9 protein-coding genes are annotated in these 16,353 nt (G+C 42.2%); 4 read left to right on the top strand and 5 right to left on the bottom strand.

Annotation, left to right across the window (positions count from 1 at the left end; translation table 11 throughout):
* Positions 1 to 434: 434 nt before the first annotated feature.
* From ACKTT2_RS36895 to ACKTT2_RS36905, 3 genes are all read right to left on the bottom strand, one after another.
* Positions 435 to 863, bottom strand: a complete 429-nt coding sequence (locus tag ACKTT2_RS36895) for a universal stress protein (protein ID WP_407895944.1) — start codon at positions 861 to 863, stop codon at positions 435 to 437.
* Between the two features lie 64 nt (positions 864 to 927).
* Positions 928 to 1,443: a PM0630 family protein gene (locus tag ACKTT2_RS36900; protein ID WP_407895945.1), complete on the bottom strand. Its 516-nt coding sequence runs from the start codon at positions 1,441 to 1,443 to the stop codon at positions 928 to 930.
* Between the two features lie 101 nt (positions 1,444 to 1,544).
* Positions 1,545 to 2,360, bottom strand: a complete 816-nt coding sequence (locus ACKTT2_RS36905; RefSeq protein WP_407895946.1) for an SDR family NAD(P)-dependent oxidoreductase — start codon at positions 2,358 to 2,360, stop codon at positions 1,545 to 1,547.
* 849 nt (positions 2,361 to 3,209) lie between these two features.
* Between ACKTT2_RS36905 and ACKTT2_RS36910 the strand changes: the two genes are divergently transcribed.
* Positions 3,210 to 4,028, top strand: coding sequence for a carbonic anhydrase (locus ACKTT2_RS36910; RefSeq protein ID WP_407895947.1), 819 nt, complete (start codon positions 3,210 to 3,212; stop codon positions 4,026 to 4,028).
* 96 nt (positions 4,029 to 4,124) lie between these two features.
* On the opposite strand, the gene sbcD is transcribed toward ACKTT2_RS36910, so the two are convergent.
* On the bottom strand, positions 4,125 to 5,426 hold the full coding sequence (gene sbcD, locus ACKTT2_RS36915) for an exonuclease subunit SbcD (RefSeq protein WP_407895992.1): 1,302 nt from the start codon (positions 5,424 to 5,426) through the stop codon (positions 4,125 to 4,127).
* A gap of 603 nt (positions 5,427 to 6,029) precedes the next feature.
* Here sbcD and ACKTT2_RS36920 point away from each other — a divergent pair.
* Entirely contained in the window at positions 6,030 to 6,281 is a 252-nt protein-coding gene (locus ACKTT2_RS36920) for a hypothetical protein (protein ID WP_407895948.1), read from the top strand.
* Between the two features lie 124 nt (positions 6,282 to 6,405).
* Here ACKTT2_RS36920 and ggt read toward each other — a convergent pair whose 3' ends face one another.
* Entirely contained in the window at positions 6,406 to 8,241 is a 1,836-nt protein-coding gene (gene ggt / locus ACKTT2_RS36925) for a gamma-glutamyltransferase (RefSeq protein ID WP_407895949.1), read from the bottom strand.
* Positions 8,242 to 8,703: 462 nt separating this feature from the next.
* Here ggt and ACKTT2_RS36930 point away from each other — a divergent pair, with 462 nt between their 5' ends.
* Together ACKTT2_RS36930 and ACKTT2_RS36935 are read left to right on the top strand one after the other, a co-directional pair.
* On the top strand, positions 8,704 to 9,105 hold the full coding sequence (locus ACKTT2_RS36930) for a type II toxin-antitoxin system Phd/YefM family antitoxin (protein ID WP_407895950.1): 402 nt from the start codon (positions 8,704 to 8,706) through the stop codon (positions 9,103 to 9,105).
* Positions 9,106 to 9,800: 695 nt separating this feature from the next.
* Positions 9,801 to 16,295: a HAMP domain-containing protein gene (locus ACKTT2_RS36935; protein ID WP_407895951.1), complete on the top strand. Its 6,495-nt coding sequence runs from the start codon at positions 9,801 to 9,803 to the stop codon at positions 16,293 to 16,295.
* Positions 16,296 to 16,353 lie beyond the last annotated feature (58 nt).

Consider the following 16,353-nt stretch of genomic DNA (forward strand, 5'->3'; position numbering starts at 1 on the left):
TGGGGAACTCGGAGTCCCCTCCTTGTTGAGGGGCAATGGGGATTGGGGATTGGCGATTGGCGATTGGCGATTGGCGATTGGCGATTGAGTTTTGGAGCGAAGCAACTTTACCTTTTTAGCTTGTTGACTAACTCCCCTGGCAAAAGCCTAGGGGATTCTTCAGCGTTGAATTAGATTTGGTTGTCCACAGTTTATAAGGTGGCCCCATTTTTTCTTGCCCAATTCTAGCCCTTGCCTTAAGGACGGCAGAAACACTTCGCCACGCTTCGTGTTTCACCCTCAAGGGTTTTCAGCCGTTTTTCCTATAATATTTACTTAAGTAAGTCAGCAAGAATAGACAGAATTGTGTAAAGATGTGTAAATAAGGGTGAAATCTTTACTGATGACCAATGACAAATGACGAAGACTGACTAGTTAACTTTAATTGTGCTGACCTACTCACTGTAAGCTTTGCCTTGTAAAACTAAAACCGAACAAGGGGCGTTGTGAAGGACATAACTGCTGACACTCCCTAACAAAACTTCCGTAAAACCTCTAAAACCTCGGCGACCAAGTACGATCAAATCAGCCTTCCAACTTTTTGCTAAATTGCAAATTGCTTTTCCTGGTTCTCCCACTCGACATGAGGACTCTACTATAACTCCTTGCTCTTGCGCCTTTCTCTGGTAGGTTTTAAGTAGTTCTTCGCCTTCTTGAGTTTTTTCTTTAATTTCAGATGGAAAAGTGAGTTTTGAGCCAAAATCCACACAGTTGAAGATCGTTAAGCTAGCTGAGTCCTTTTTGGCTAATTCTAAAGCTTCCTCAAATACCATCTGTGTTTCAGGAGATGCATCAAGAGCTACTAAAATTTTTTTAAAACTCACGGACAACCTCCTATTGCGTAGCAACCTTCTTTAGTTGTTATTTTCCTACAAAAACGGCTCTCGGCTATTTTTTCTTTGAAATCACCTCAAAATTGAAAGAAGCAATACAGCGATCGTTTACGTAAATTTCTATAGTATGCTTACCAGTCGGATCGCCGGGAGTAATAGTCCAAAAATTTTCAATCGTTCCTTTTTTTGCTTGCTGTATGCGTTTTGTGACTGCTTCTGTCCCGTTGGTTGATAGTGAAAAGTCTTCTCCGCTATCTGTACTCCATGTCTCTGGTACTTTAGGTAATTTGATAACTTCACGCCATGTCACCGCACCGTGGTAGTTTTTGAGATGAATTCGCCATCCGTATTTGTTTCCTTCTTTTAATATCACCTTACTTGTAGGTATAAAGGTAGCTTTACGACTATTGTTATCTCTTAAAACTCCAAACTCCGCTTTATTGACAGTAATAGATTTAACATTCGCTGGTTGCGAATAGACTATATCGTTAATTGTAAAAGAAGCAATACTCCAAGGAATTAATCCGCAAGTGGTTAGTACAATAAAGTAAGACCAATGTTTTCTTTGCATGAGTTTCTTATCCTATCATGCTAACTATTCATCAATAAAAAATATTATTTTTTTGATAAAATGACGACACTTTATAGAGATTTTATACAAACGGTCACTGGTCATTGGTCACTGGTTACTGTCTCCTGCATATTTCTAACAATTTTTGCGATCGTTTTCCTTGTGCCAAATCTTACACTTGCAGCTAAGATTTTGTTTTTAATTCCAGTAATAACAACCGTCTTACCTTCCATTAAGGAAGTGTAGCCAATTCGAGCTACAGTTTCCGCATTCATGAGCTTTTTACCGTTAACTATCTTAGAGTCTTCCATAGCCGCCCTTTGCTGAAATCCAGATTCTGTTGGTCCCGGACAAAGTGTTGTTACGGTGACACCAGTTCCCTCTAATTCATTAGCAATTGCTTCGGAAAAAGACAAAACATAAGCTTTGGTTGCAAAATACACTGCCATCAGAGGTCCCGGCTGAAATGCTGCAGTGGAAGCAACATTCATTATTCTGCCGTAACCTTGCTTAACCATATCTTTAAGAAAGAGCTTTGTTAAATGGGTAAGACTCACCATATTAACTTGCAGCATTTGCAATTCAGTATTAAGGTCAGTTTCATTAAACAAACCATAGATAGCAAATCCAGCATTATTAACTAAAATATCTACACTAATCTTTTCTTGTTGTAATTCTTGAAAAATTTCTTCTGGAGAAGCAGGATTGGATAAATCTTTGGTAATAACTTTAACTGCAATACTATATCTTTGGTTTAATTCTTGTGCAATTTGAACTAATTTTTCACCATTTCTTGCTATTAGCACGAGATTATAACCTTCTCGAGCAAATAACTTCACTAATTCATAACCAATTCCACCAGATGCTCCAGTAATGAGTACTGTTTGCTTCTGATTCTTTTGGGTTGTTGTTTTCATGATTTTTCTGACAAGTATTACTTTTTCCTTTGTTAGATTACATAAAAAGGGAAAGCGAGTACTGCTATATCTGTCACCGATTGAGATAAGATTTTTATCTTATATCGTTTCTCCATTTGTTAGCGACAGAAGATCCCCCCTAGCCCCCCTTAAAAAGGGGGGAAATACTTTTAAAGTTTCCCTTGAAAAGGGGGGGGAGACTTTTAAAGTTTCCCTTAAAAAGGGGGGAAATACTTTTAAAGTTTCCCTTGAAAAGGGGGGGAGACTTTTAAAGTTTCTTTGAAAAAGAGGAAAAAATAATTTCAAATCGTCCCTTTAAAAAAGGAAAAATAATTTCAAATTGTCCCTTAAAAAGAGGGGGAAAATACTTTTAAAGTCCCCCTTGGGAAGGGGGATTTAGGGGGATCTTGAATATTGTGCTACTGATGAAAAGACTTTTCAAACATCCACTTAGAAAGTTTTTACAAACTCAATGAGCGCTTTTTTATCTTCATCTGATAATTCCAAGCCAAAAGTATGAGCTTTACAATTTTGATTTTTTAGTAATTTATACTAAGTAGCTGCCTGAGATACGTACACTTAGGGATTGGGTATTAATTGTCTAATTCCCAGTTTCTAGACCCTCAGTAACTATTTTTTATAGTTTTATCTTGGCACTTTGGCACGCTCGGAACTTGTAGAGTGAGTATAGTATAGATCGAGTGCAAGAGTGTCGAAAGACATCATACCCCGGTAAAACACCGGGGATTTTTATAAAATCTCATAAACTTTACACTTTAATACAAAAATTGATACAGTTGTAGCTTTCCGAGAGAGAATAAAGAGAATTGCCTCTGTGGTTAGCTAAGTATGAAAAAATTGATTAGGGGTCTGCGCGAATTTAAAGCGAGTTACTATTGTAGATATCAAGAGTTATTTAAGCAACTTACTCACGGTCAAAATCCTAGAGTATTGTTTATTACCTGTTCTGATTCCCGTGTCGATCCAAACCTGATTACCCAAGCTGGACTGGGTGAATTGTTTGTCATTCGCAATGCTGGTAATATTATTCCGCCGTATGGTGCAACTAACGGTGGTGAAGGTGCCACTATTGAATATGCTGTTCAAGCATTGGATATTCGACAGATTATTGTTTGCGGTCACTCACATTGCGGTGCAATGAAAGGGCTGATGAAGTTAGACAAGTTGCGCGAGGAAATGCCTCTCGTACATGATTGGTTGAAGTATGCAGAAGCAACCCGACGTTTGGTAAAAGACCATTACAGCAATTACGAAGGGGAAGAATTACTAGAAATTATCATTGCCGAAAATGTACTGACTCAAATTGAGAATTTACGAACATACCCTGTGATTCGCTCTAAGCTCTACCAAGGACAATTAAGTATTTATGCTTGGATTTATCAAATTGAGACAGGAGAGGTTTTGGCATACGATGCGGAAAATCACGCTTATGTCCTCCCTCAAGCTCAACTTCCTCCAACAGAGGTAGATGAAACCCTACTTCTTCCCCTTCCAGCTTGCGAGATCTGGAGCACTCCTGAAACTCGAGCAAAAGAGGTTCAACCAATCCAGGAAATAGACATAACTCATAATCATCGGTTTCCAATGACATCTCTTTCTCAAGAGCAACTAGAGCGAATTTATCGAGGCTCTTTCAGTGACCAGTGACCAGTGACCACCTGACCAGTAACCAGTGACCACCTGACCACCTGACCAGTGACCACCTGACCACCTGACCAGTGGTCACTGATTACTGATTACTGATTACAACAGTCTTAATTGAGTGTCTCTACCTTCTGCTAGGACAAAGTCTTGTTCTTGGGTCAGTGGTTCGAGTGACACTTCTACATCATTAGCTAATAAGTTATGTGCCGCATCTAACATTAACTCTGCTATGTCTTTGAGGTCATTACGGTTGTTTAAGTACGTTTTTAATGCTTCCATTGGGTCAATACTGTTACTTGCACTTAACTCTGGAATACGGGGACGAGCCAATTGGCTGATTAGTTCTGGTTGGATGCTATGGGTATGTGCCGCACTGAGAGCGCGATGCAATTCAGATGTATCAATTAAATCTAATTGTTCCGAGCGAAGTTTGTAAATCAACCGTACCACAGCATCCTGGATGTTGTGTTTTGCGATCGCTTTCACAATTGCTGCTTGCGGATCTTCTATCTTAGAGACATCAATTTCAATAGTCTGAAAAGTTCGTGCGGGGAGGGGGCAAAATTCCCACTGAGTATCGCCCCGCTCAATTTCTAACATCACATACCCTTTCTCTTCCTTTTCTTCACTAAAATCAACCCGTTCGATACTTCCTGGATAAACAACAGGAGGATTGTTAGACTTATTGAGATTTTGGTGGCGATGGACGTGACCCAAGGCGACATAATCAAAGCAAGGTCGTGCTAGCAAAGAGACAGGAAGTGTAAAGCCTTTTCCTACTGCTAAATAGCGTTCTGCTCCTAGAGATGCATTATCCGCCATTAAATGACCTAAAAGAATAGTTGGTACATTGGGATCGAGACGGCGAATTTCTGCTTCTAGTACTACCTCAAGACGTTCGATCAGCAGCTGGTTAATTTCTACTAACGATAAACCTTCCGTTTCTTGACGAGTCATCAAAGTCGAGCGAGTGAGCCAAGGAAGGGTGAGAATTTGTATTAATCCATTACGAGTCGTAATGCGATGAGTTGTTAGGCTATCACCTACAATCACTCCCGGTACGCCCAAAGTCCGATAAATACAAAGACTAGCGCCTCCTAACCCTTGAGAATGTTGATCGTGATTTCCAACAAGCAGAACTGTGGGGATCTTGGCATCTGCAAGGCGACGAAACTGAGCAGCAAAAGCTTCTTGTACGTATGGAGGGGGCGTTGCGTCGGGAAAAGCATCTCCTCCAAATATAACTAAATCGACTGGTTCCGATATTGCTTTGTTAATACACTGAGATAGAGAATTGACAAAATCTTCCAATCGCGTATTTAATCCGGTTTCGGGGTTAATTTTTCCGTGGGAAAAACCACTTCCCATATGAATATCAGAGAGATGAAGAATTTTTATCATATATTTGTCATTGGTCAGGTGGTCATTAGTCATTGGTCAGGTGGTCACTGGTCAGGTGGTCACTGGTCAGGTGGTCACTGGTCACTGGTCAGGTGGTTATTTCACTAATGATAAATGACTTATGACAATCATTAAAAATTCAAAATCAAAAAAATTGTTGGTTATCAACAAATTGTTCATTGCAAACTTCTTATTTAAGAATTATATATAGGTTAAGAAGTAGAAGCAACTTTCAATGACAAATGACAAATGACTATTGTAAAAAGTACCTAAACATACATAAATTCTCCGGAACTACAAATAACATTAGGTATACAAGTACATGGATGCTAAGAGGAAGAATCGGGAAAAAAACAATGCCCAATGCCCACTACTTATTTTCATCCGTCCTCGTGTACTCAATTCATGATGACTACTTAAAAGTTTGCTTTCATTAACCCATGTATGCATTTGTAAATTTGTTGAGAATTTTCCTCATGTGTCATTCTTTTTTGTAGCTTTGGCAACAAAGTAAAGGAAAAAATTATCCCTATTGGGTGAGGCTATGCTTGACAAATCTGTGCAAATATGCATTCAATAGCTAAAGAAACGAAGGAGTTTGCTATGTATAAACAAATGTGTTGGTTATCACAGTTTGGCGAAAGAGGGGAAAAAGTTCTGCATTTGCAGACTGCACCTAATCAACCTTGGCGTCCTTACACTACGTTTCCACAATTTTCTGTCCCCGATTACCCAATACCAGGAGGTTCTAAGGGTTGGGCAACTTATCAAAAACTTCTAAAAGCAGGCTGGACATTAGTGCATAGCGCCCGTGCTAATGAATTTAGCTCTAAATCTATTGAAGTTAAGAGTTAACACCATTACCATTTTGGATTTTAGATTTTGGAGCCACTGCATTGGTCGGGTTCCCCGGCTCGTTCGCTGAGCGTCTCCGTGTTTGAGATAGCAAGTGGCGTGATTTTAGATTGAGAAAGTCAATTTAATAGCCTTTTGCGGAACCTTCTCCACGCGGATCGGCTGCGCCTTCTAAAGTTCCATCAGGTGCAACTATAATTGTGTTGATATTTCCCCAAGGCGCAGTTTGCTGAATCTTATGTCCCCGTCTTTGTAATTCTGTGATGGTAAGAGCATCTAAACCTAAAGGTTCTACTTTCAATTCATCTGGTAACCACTGATGATGTATGCGCGGCGCAGATACGGCAGAACCTGCATCCATGTTGTATTCTAGTACATTAAGAATAACTTGCAGCACTTGAGTGATAATCGTGCCGCCACCGGGCGCACCTACTGCCATGCGGAGACGGCCATTTTCACTAATAATAGTAGGAGTCATACTCGATAAAGGAATTTTGCGAGGTGCGATCGCATTGGCTTGATTACTAACAAGTCCAAAAGCGTTGGGAACTCCGGGTGCTTTTGCAAAATCATCCATTTCATCATTAAGCAATATACCAGTTTTAGGCACTACGACTCCAGAACCAAAACCATAGTTGACGGTGAACGTCAAACTAACTGCATTGCGCTGTTCATCGATAACCGTCAAATGACTTGTCTCCGGCGACTCAGCAGGTAATTTTTTCTTAAATCCGCGTGCATCCGCTACAGGGTGCGGTTTCAATTTTGGGTTTTGAACCGCACCCTGTAGCAGACGGACGCGGACATTTTTTTGCTTTAATGTTTGGAAGTCTGCAGGTTTTACCTCGCTAGAAGATCTCGCCCGTTGCATATCTATTTCTTGACGGCGTTGTTTAGCATAAGCATCGCTAAGCAATTGTGTAACGGGTACTTTCACAAAATCAGGATCGCCCAAATGTTGAAAGCGATCTGCATAAGCGATTTTCATTGCTTCCACCATCAGGTGTAACGCATTTGGGTGATGCCATCCCAAGGATTTCAGATCTGTGTCACCAATAATATTTAAAATCTGTAATAAATGAACTCCTCCTGAAGAAGGTGGAGGCATAGAACACACTTTAGCTTTGCGAAAATTTCCACAAATAGGGGGACGCCAAGTTGTTTTGTAAGATTTTAAGTCTTCTAAAGTTATTAGCCCCCCGTTTTTTGCCATGTCAGCAGCAATAGTGCGGGCGATATTTCCGGTGTAAAAACTTTGGGGATTTTTAGCAATTTCTTCTAAAGTTTTGCCTAAATCTTGCTGTACTAACCTTTCACCTGGTTGATAAAATTCTCCGTTACGAGTGAAAATAGATCGTGCAGCTGGATTGTTGAGAATAACTTTTTTGCGCTCTTCATAGACTTTTAAAGAACGCCAGGTCATGCGATCGCTGAGAATAAAACCGTCTTTTGCAAGAGCGATCGCGGGCTTCAATACCTCTTGCCAAGATAGTTTACCATAGCGTCGGTGAACTTCATACATTCCTGCTACAGTTCCTGGTGTTGCCACAGCTAAGTAACCATCAACACTGATATTAGGTCTAACTTTGCCTTGTGCATCCAAGTACATATTTTTGGTTGCTGTGATTGGCGCACGTTCACGAAAATCTAAAGCTTTAATTTCACCAGTCTTTGACTCGCGCAATAGTAAAAAACCACCACCGCCAATTCCAGCTGAGAAAGGTTCGACAACAGAAATTGCAAAAGTCGTCGCAACGGCTGCATCAACTGCATTCCCACCCTTACGTAACAGACTCACTCCTGCTTCACTCGCTAGGGGATGAGCAGAAACAACCATTGCCTTTTTTGCTCGTAGTGGTGGAATAACGGTAGCTACTACAGTTTGGCTGTAAAATAAAATACTAAAAGAAAATGCGGTAAATGCTACCCGTTTGCCTTGATTAAAAATAGGGTTTGTCATAAAGAGCGATCGTGGATAGCGTACACTGGGACTGATAAAAATATTATCGCGTCTACAATCACTTGAATTGACGGCAATACAATGTTCGCAGATTGGAGAAGGTTGTAAGGTTAAGGCGTAACAAGTGAGTGCCTAACCGAAAACCCCTTAGAGAAAACTATAGAGGGAATGAGTACAGTTTTGGCAGCAGGAGCAGCTTTTGGTGCAGCATGGCGGTTACGTCATGAAAACTAAACTCCAGTGGAGAGACAGCCACTTCAATCTATTCTACAGTAGATGTACAGGGTATAAAAAGGTGACCCTATTGTCGAACCCACAGGAGTTTATCAATTGGATAACGGGCGATTGGTCATGAGTAGAGACTGTCTCTGATTCTAGTAAAAGTGGTGTTTTACGTCAGGTAATTGCATTAATATTGGTAGAGTTAGCAAGCGATCGTATTATTTTGAATAGGAGTTACATGTGACAAAAGTAAATATAAATGTAGATGACAACAATTTTCCAAAACTGATTCATCGAGTTACAGAAAGTGGAGAACGTATAGTAATTGAACAACAAGGAAAAGCAACAGCTGCAATTATTATCTATGATGATTTAAAACGACTTGAAGCATTAGAAGCTGCCATACTCAAAAAAGCAGAACTAGAAGAATATGAATTGCTAACAGTAGCAATGAAAAATTCAGCTTTTGATTTTCTTAAAGACCAAGAAGAAGATATTTACACCTTAGCTGATGGAAAACCATTTCACGATCTAGAATATACTCAATCGGTAGTAAGTGAACCAGATTTCTGTTCCATAACAGAGCCAGAAGAAGATATTTACACCTTAGCTGATGGAAAACCATTTCATGATAAAGGGTAAGCAATTTCGGATCTTCAGTCTTGTTTGTCACTTTCAGGTAATTTGGCATTATAGGTAAAAAATTATACTTTTAGAGAACTTAGTTTGTATTGATAATTTTCCTACTCTAGATAGATTTAAATAATATATTTTAGTTGAAGTGTTTTAAATTAGTTATAGTCAAGAGAATCCTTCCTTTGACTAAACGTAAAGTGGTAGAGTCGCAAAAATCCATTTGTTATAACGCTAAAAAACTACCATCATACTCAGATTGCCTACCTTTAAGTATCTACAGTGTACACAAAAATTGAATTTACCCCCCTTAGTCCCCCTTTGGTAAGGGGAGAAACAAGAAATTTAGTTCCTTCCTTTCCAAGGGAAAAAACAGACCTTTCCAAGGGAAGAAACAGAAAATCTAATTCCCTCCCCAATCCATCGGGGCTACGGTGTACACACAAGTTTCCTAAAGTGCCTTCTTGCAGTTTCGATCCCCCTAGCCCCCCTTAAAAAGGGGGGAAATCTTAAAAGTCCCCCTTTTTAAGGGGATTTAGGGGGATCTTGAAAGTGTGTACACCGCAGAATCCATCGGGGAGGGTTAGGGTGGGGTAAAACCAAGCTCAAATTCAGATTGACAAGCTATTTCCAACTCATACATACACATTAGTATTTAAGTATAATAACTCACTGGTCACTGTTCACTGCTCACTGCAATAATTATGGTTACAGAATTAACAACTAAAGAAAGCGATAACTTAGATCTCAGACAGCTATTGAAAACACTCTCGGCTGTTAAAAAAGGAGATTTTTCTGCTCGCATGCCCATAGATCAAACGGGTATAGCAGGAAAGATAGCTGATGCACTCAATGACATAATCGAACAAAACGAGCGATTAACGGAAGAATTACAACGTATTAGTAATGTTGTAGGGAAAGAAGGTAAAATTACCGAGCGAGCCACCCTTGGGAATGTACGGGGTTCTTGGTCAGCTTGTGTTGATTCTGTCAATACTCTAATTACAGATTTGGTTCAGCCAACGGCGGAAACTGCGCGTGTTATCCGGGCTGTGGCGAATGGTGACTTATCCCAAACGATCGCACCAGAAATTGAAGGTAGACCCCTGAAAGGAGAGTTCTTGCAAACTGCCCAAATGGTCAATACAATGGTGGGACAGTTAAACTCCTTTGCGTCTGAGGTGACGCGGGTTGCTCGTGAGGTGGGTACTGAAGGGAAACTAGGTGTTTTAGCTGAGGTCAAAGGTGTTGCGGGGACTTGGAAGGATTTAACCGAGTCTGTGAATATGATGGCGGGAAATCTAACCGCCCAGGTACGTAATATTGCGGAAGTGACAACGGCGGTGGCAAATGGCGATTTGTCGAAGAAAATCACCGTTAATGTAAAAGGGGAAATTTTAGAGTTGAAGAATACGGTTAACATTATGGTTGACCAACTCAACTCTTTTGCGTCGGAGGTGACTAGGGTTGCAAGGGAAGTCGGCGCTGAAGGAAAACTGGGGGGTCAAGCTCAAGTCCCTGGGGTTGCAGGGACTTGGAAGGATTTGACGGATAGCGTGAATTTTATGGCAGGAAGTTTAACCGCCCAGGTACGTAATATTGCGGAAGTAACAACGGCGGTGGCAAATGGCGACTTGTCAAAGAAAATTACTGTGGATGTAAAAGGGGAAATTTTAGAACTGAAGAACACTATCAACACGATGGTGGATCAATTGAATTCTTTTGCATCGGAGGTGACGCGGGTTGCGCGAGAAGTGGGTACGGAAGGGAAACTCGGCGTACAAGCAGAAGTACAGGGAGTTGCAGGGACTTGGAAGGATTTGACCGATAGCGTCAATATGATGGCAGGAAATTTGACAGGGCAGGTGCGTAATATTGCGGAGGTAGCAACTGCGATCGCAAACGGTGACTTGTCGAAGAAAATTACTGTGGATGTCAAAGGGGAGATTTATGAACTCAAAAACACCATCAACATTATGGTGGATCAACTCAGTTCTTTTGCATCGGAGGTCACGAGGGTGGCTCGTGAAGTGGGTTCGGAAGGAAAACTCGGCGTACAAGCAGATGTGAGGGGAGTTGCAGGTACGTGGAAGGACTTGACGGACAGCGTGAACTTTATGGCGGGAAGTTTAACCGCCCAAGTGCGGAATATTGCAGAAGTGACAACGGCGGTAGCAAACGGCGACCTGTCCAAGAAAATCACTGTGGATGTGAGAGGAGAAATTTTAGAGTTAAAAAATACCATCAACACCATGGTGGATCAACTCAACTCCTTTGCAGGTGAAGTCACGAGGGTGGCTCGTGAAGTGGGTGCTGAAGGAAAACTGGGCGTACAAGCTGAGGTCAAGGGTGTTGCGGGAACCTGGAAGGATTTGACCGATAGCGTGAATTTTATGGCTGGAAATTTGACAGCCCAGGTACGTAACATTGCGGAAGTCACAACGGCGGTGGCAAACGGTGACCTGTCGAAGAAAATTACCGTCGATGTGAAAGGGGAAATTTTGGAGTTGAAGAACACCATTAACATCATGGTGGATCAGTTGAGTTCCTTTGCTTCTGAAGTTACCAGGGTGGCTCGTGAGGTGGGTACGGAAGGGAAATTGGGCGTACAAGCGGAAGTGAAAGGCGTTGCAGGGACTTGGAAAGACCTGACGGGTGCGGTAAATATGATGGCAGGAAACCTGACAGACCAGGTACGTAATATTGCGGAAGTGGCAACTGCGATCGCAAACGGCGACCTTTCTAAGAAAATTACAGTACAGGTGAAAGGTGAGATATATGAACTTAAAAACACCATGAACATTATGGTGGATCAGTTGAACTCCTTTGCATCAGAAGTCACTAGGGTGGCGCGAGAAGTTGGTTCCGAAGGAAAACTCGGCGTACAAGCGGATGTGAGGGGAGTCGCCGGAACTTGGAAGGACTTGACCGACAGCGTAAACTTTATGGCGGGAAGCTTAACCGCTCAAGTACGAAACATCGCCGCAGTGACGACAGCCGTCGCAAACGGTGACTTGTCCAAGAAAATTACCGTTGATGTCAAAGGCGAGATCTTAGAACTCAAAAACACCATCAACACAATGGTGGATCAGTTAAACTCCTTTGCTTCTGAAGTTACCAGGGTGGCTCGTGAGGTGGGTACCGAAGGGAAACTCGGCGTACAAGCCAAAGTACCGGGAATTGCAGGGACGTGGAAGGATTTGACCGACTCGGTAAACTCAATGGCGGGAAGCTTAACTTCCCAAGTGAGGAACATTGCGGAAGTGACGACAGCAGTGGCAAATGGTGACTTATCGAAGAAAATCACCGTTGATGTGAAAGGCGAGATATTAGAACTCAAAGATACCATCAACACAATGGTGGATCAGTTAAACTCCTTTGCATCTGAAGTTACCAGGGTGGCTCGTGAAGTGGGTACGGAAGGTAAACTTGGCGCACAAGCTTACGTGAAAGGCGTTGCAGGAACTTGGAAGGACTTGACCGACAACGTAAACTCAATGGCGGGTAACTTGACAGCCCAGGTGCGAAATATTGCGGAAGTGACAAAAGCGGTGGCAAACGGTGACTTATCTAAGAAAATTACCGTTGATGTGAGAGGTGAAATTCTCGATTTGAAAAACACTATCAACACAATGGTGGATCAATTGAGTTCCTTTGCATCTGAGGTCACCAGGGTGGCTCGTGAAGTGGGTACGGAAGGTAAACTCGGAGGTCAAGCACAAGTCACTGGTGTTGCGGGAACTTGGAAAGACTTGACCGATAATGTGAACTCAATGGCGGGGAACTTAACAGCACAAGTGCGCGGGATTGCGCGAGTTGTGACAGCAGTTGCTAACGGTGACTTGAAACGCAAACTGATGCTTGATGCTAAGGGGGAAATTGAAACCCTAGCAGAAACCATTAACGAAATGATTGACACCCTAGCAACCTTTGCCAATCAGGTAACTACCGTAGCCCGTGAAGTGGGGATTGAAGGAAAATTGGGAGGTCAAGCGAAGGTACCTGGTGCGGCTGGTACGTGGAAAGATTTGACAGATAATGTCAATGAACTGGCTGCAACTCTGACAACTCAGTTAAGAGCGATCGCAGAAGTCGCAACAGCAGTAACGAAAGGTGACTTAACACGTTCGATTTCCGTGGAAGTACTGGGTGAGGTCGCAATCTTAAAGGACAACATCAACCAGATGATTGCTAACCTGAGAGAAACAACCCAGAAAAACACCGAACAAGACTGGTTGAAGACGAACCTTGCTAAGTTCACCCGAATGTTACAGGGTCAGCGAGACCTAGAGACAGTTTCCAAGTTAATTCTCTCAGAGTTAGCGCCACTGGTAGGAGCATCTCACGGCGTCTTCTATATTATGGATGGCATAGAAGACAATCCATTCTTAAAGCTATTAAGTAGTTATGCTTACCGGGAACGCAAGCACCTTGCCAACCGCTTCCACCTTGGTGAAGGTTTGGTAGGACAGTGCGCTTTGGAAAAAGAACGCATTCTGCTGACAGAAATACCTTACGATTATATTAAAATTGGTTCTGGGTTGGGAGAAGCAGTGCCACTCAACGTTGTGGTTTTGCCCGTCCTATTTGAAGGACAAGTCACAGCAGTGATTGAACTGGCATCATTCCGACGCTTCAATGAAATTCACCTGACTTTCTTTGACCAACTCACCGAAAGCATTGCAATTGTATTAAATACCATTGCAGCTAGTATGCGGACTGAAGAGTTACTCAAGCAATCGCAGTCCTTAGCACAGGAGTTACAAGCACAGCAAAACGAACTTAGAGAAACAAACAAGCGCTTGGAACAACAAGCCAAAACCCTAAAAGCTTCTGAAGAATTATTGAAGAAGCAGCAAGAAGAGTTACAACAAACTAACGCTGAACTCGAAGAAAAAGCAGAGTTGTTGGCGTTACAGAACAAAGAAGTCGAGCGTAAAAATCAAGAGATTGAATACGCGAGACGTTCTTTGGAAGAAAAAGCAGAACAACTCGCCCTTTCCTCAAAATACAAATCCGAGTTTTTAGCAAATATGTCCCATGAATTGCGGACGCCACTCAATAGCTTGTTAATTTTGGCGAAGCTACTATCAGATAATGTAGGAGGCAATTTAACTGACAAACAAGTCGAGTACAGCCGAACAATTTTCTCCTCTGGAAATGACTTGTTAGCGTTAATCAACGACATTTTGGATCTAGCGAAAATTGAATCCGGTACTATGTCAATTGATATAGACCAAATGTTGTTTACAGAATTGCACCAACATATCGATCGTACCTTCCGGCAAATTGCTGCTGACAAAAACCTTAGTTTCCACATCGAACTTGCTGCTGACCTTCCCAGAAGCATTCATACAGATGCCAAACGCTTGCAGCAAGTGCTAAAAAACCTGCTAGCCAACGCATTCAAGTTTACTGAACGTGGAGAAGTCCGCTTGCGGATGTTTGTCGCAACTCAGGGATGGTCTCACCACCACGAATCTTTAAATCGCGCCCTCACTGTTATCGGCTTTGCTGTTAGCGATACAGGTATTGGCATTGCTAACGAGAAACAAAAGATAATTTTTGAAGCGTTTCAACAAGCTGATGGCACAACTAGTCGTAAGTATGGCGGTACGGGATTGGGCTTGTCAATTAGCCGAGAAATCACCCGTTTGTTAGGTGGAGAAATTAAACTGGTTAGCCACTTAGGTGAAGGAAGCACCTTTACGCTTTACTTACCCCAAGCTAGAGGATATGAGGACTCGTTGATATGGCGACACGGAGACAGAGTTTCTTCATTGTCTCCTTCTGAAATGACTAGTCAATCTCATTCCTCACCGCAAAGCGACTTATCCCATCCTCCTCTCTCCCCATCCCCCACTCCCCCCATCCCCCCATCTCCCAACTCCACCCCTTGGGAACTCCCTGATATCCCAACTCCCACTTCTACTTTATCTACTAATCTCAACACTCATTCATTCCCAACTCCCAATACCCCAATTGCCAATCCCTTGATTGACGACCGGGGAAATATTGAACAAGGCGATCGCTTGCTGCTGATTATTGAAGATGACTTGAATTTTGGGCGCATTCTGTTAGACTTGGCACGGCAACAAGGATTTAAATGTATCGTTGCTACCAACGGTAGTACGGGGTTAGCTTTAGCACAGCAATTTCAGCCTGCTGCTGTCATTTTAGATATCCGCTTACCGGGTATGGATGGTTGGACGGTACTCGACCGCTTGAAGCATGACCTCAAAACCCGTCATATTCCAGTTCATATTATGACAGTTGAGGAAGGGCGGCAACGTGGTTTGCAATCAGGTGCAATTGCTTACTTACAAAAACCAGTTAGCAGCGAAGCGTTGCATCAAGCGTTAAACAAGATCAAAGGTTTCGTCGAACGTCGAGTCAAGAGTTTGTTGGTAGTAGAAGATGATGATACCCAACGACAGAGCATTGTAGAATTAATTGGTAACAGTGACGTTGCTACCACTGCCGTTAAAAGTGGTACTGAAGCGTTAGCAGCTATACAAGACAAACATTTTGATTGCCTCGTTCTCGATTTGGGATTACCCGATATGACTGGGTTTGAACTCATCGAAAAAATCAAGCAACATCCCAATGGTGAAGCACTGCCAATTATTGTTTATACAGCAAGAGAGTTAACGCGACCAGAAGAAACTCAACTTCGACGCTTGGCAGAGACAATTATTGTTAAAGATGTACGTTCTCCAGAACGTCTTCTGGATGAAACTGCTTTGTTCCTGCATAGAGTTCAAGCTGAATTGCCACCACCAACGCAACAAATACTGGAAAAATTGCAAAGTTCCGATCCGGTGCTTGTAAGCAAAAAAGTTCTCATTATAGATGACGATGTACGCAATATTTTTGCTCTTACCAGTATGTTAGAACGCTATGAGATGCAGGTTCTATATGCTGAAAATGGTAGAGATGGCATCGAACTTTTACAAAAAACACCAGATATTGATGTTGTGTTAATGGATGTCATGATGCCTGGGATGGATGGTTATGAAACAACTCGCTTGATTCGTCAAGACAGTAAATTTAAATCTCTACCCATTGTGGCGTTGACGGCTAAAGCAATGCAAGGTGACAGAGAAAAATGTATTGAAGCTGGTGCATCAGATTACATTACCAAACCAGTCGATACCGAGCAATTGCTCTCACTACTGCGCGTGTGGTTGTATAGGTAGCAGTGACCAGTGACTAGTGACCAGTTTTCCTCGTTCCCAGGCTCTGCCTGGGAACGAG

This window comes from Scytonema hankhaensis NUACC26 (genome assembly GCF_045865695.1).
Taxonomy (GTDB): domain Bacteria; phylum Cyanobacteriota; class Cyanobacteriia; order Cyanobacteriales; family Nostocaceae; genus Scytonema.

What these genes read in the sequence shown, in the direction of transcription:
- ACKTT2_RS36900 (WP_407895945.1), bottom strand. Translation starts at nt 1,443, where the DNA reads ATGCAAAGAAAACATTGGTCTTACTTTATTGTACTAACCACTTGCGGA.
- sbcD (WP_407895992.1), bottom strand. Translation starts at nt 5,426, where the DNA reads ATGATAAAAATTCTTCATCTCTCTGATATTCATATGGGAAGTGGTTTT.
- ACKTT2_RS36910 (WP_407895947.1), top strand. Translation starts at nt 3,210, where the DNA reads ATGAAAAAATTGATTAGGGGTCTGCGCGAATTTAAAGCGAGTTACTAT.
- ggt (WP_407895949.1), bottom strand. Translation starts at nt 8,241, where the DNA reads ATGACAAACCCTATTTTTAATCAAGGCAAACGGGTAGCATTTACCGCA.
- ACKTT2_RS36905 (WP_407895946.1), bottom strand. Translation starts at nt 2,360, where the DNA reads ATGAAAACAACAACCCAAAAGAATCAGAAGCAAACAGTACTCATTACT.
- ACKTT2_RS36935 (WP_407895951.1), top strand. Translation starts at nt 9,801, where the DNA reads ATGGTTACAGAATTAACAACTAAAGAAAGCGATAACTTAGATCTCAGA.
- ACKTT2_RS36920 (WP_407895948.1), top strand. Translation starts at nt 6,030, where the DNA reads ATGTATAAACAAATGTGTTGGTTATCACAGTTTGGCGAAAGAGGGGAA.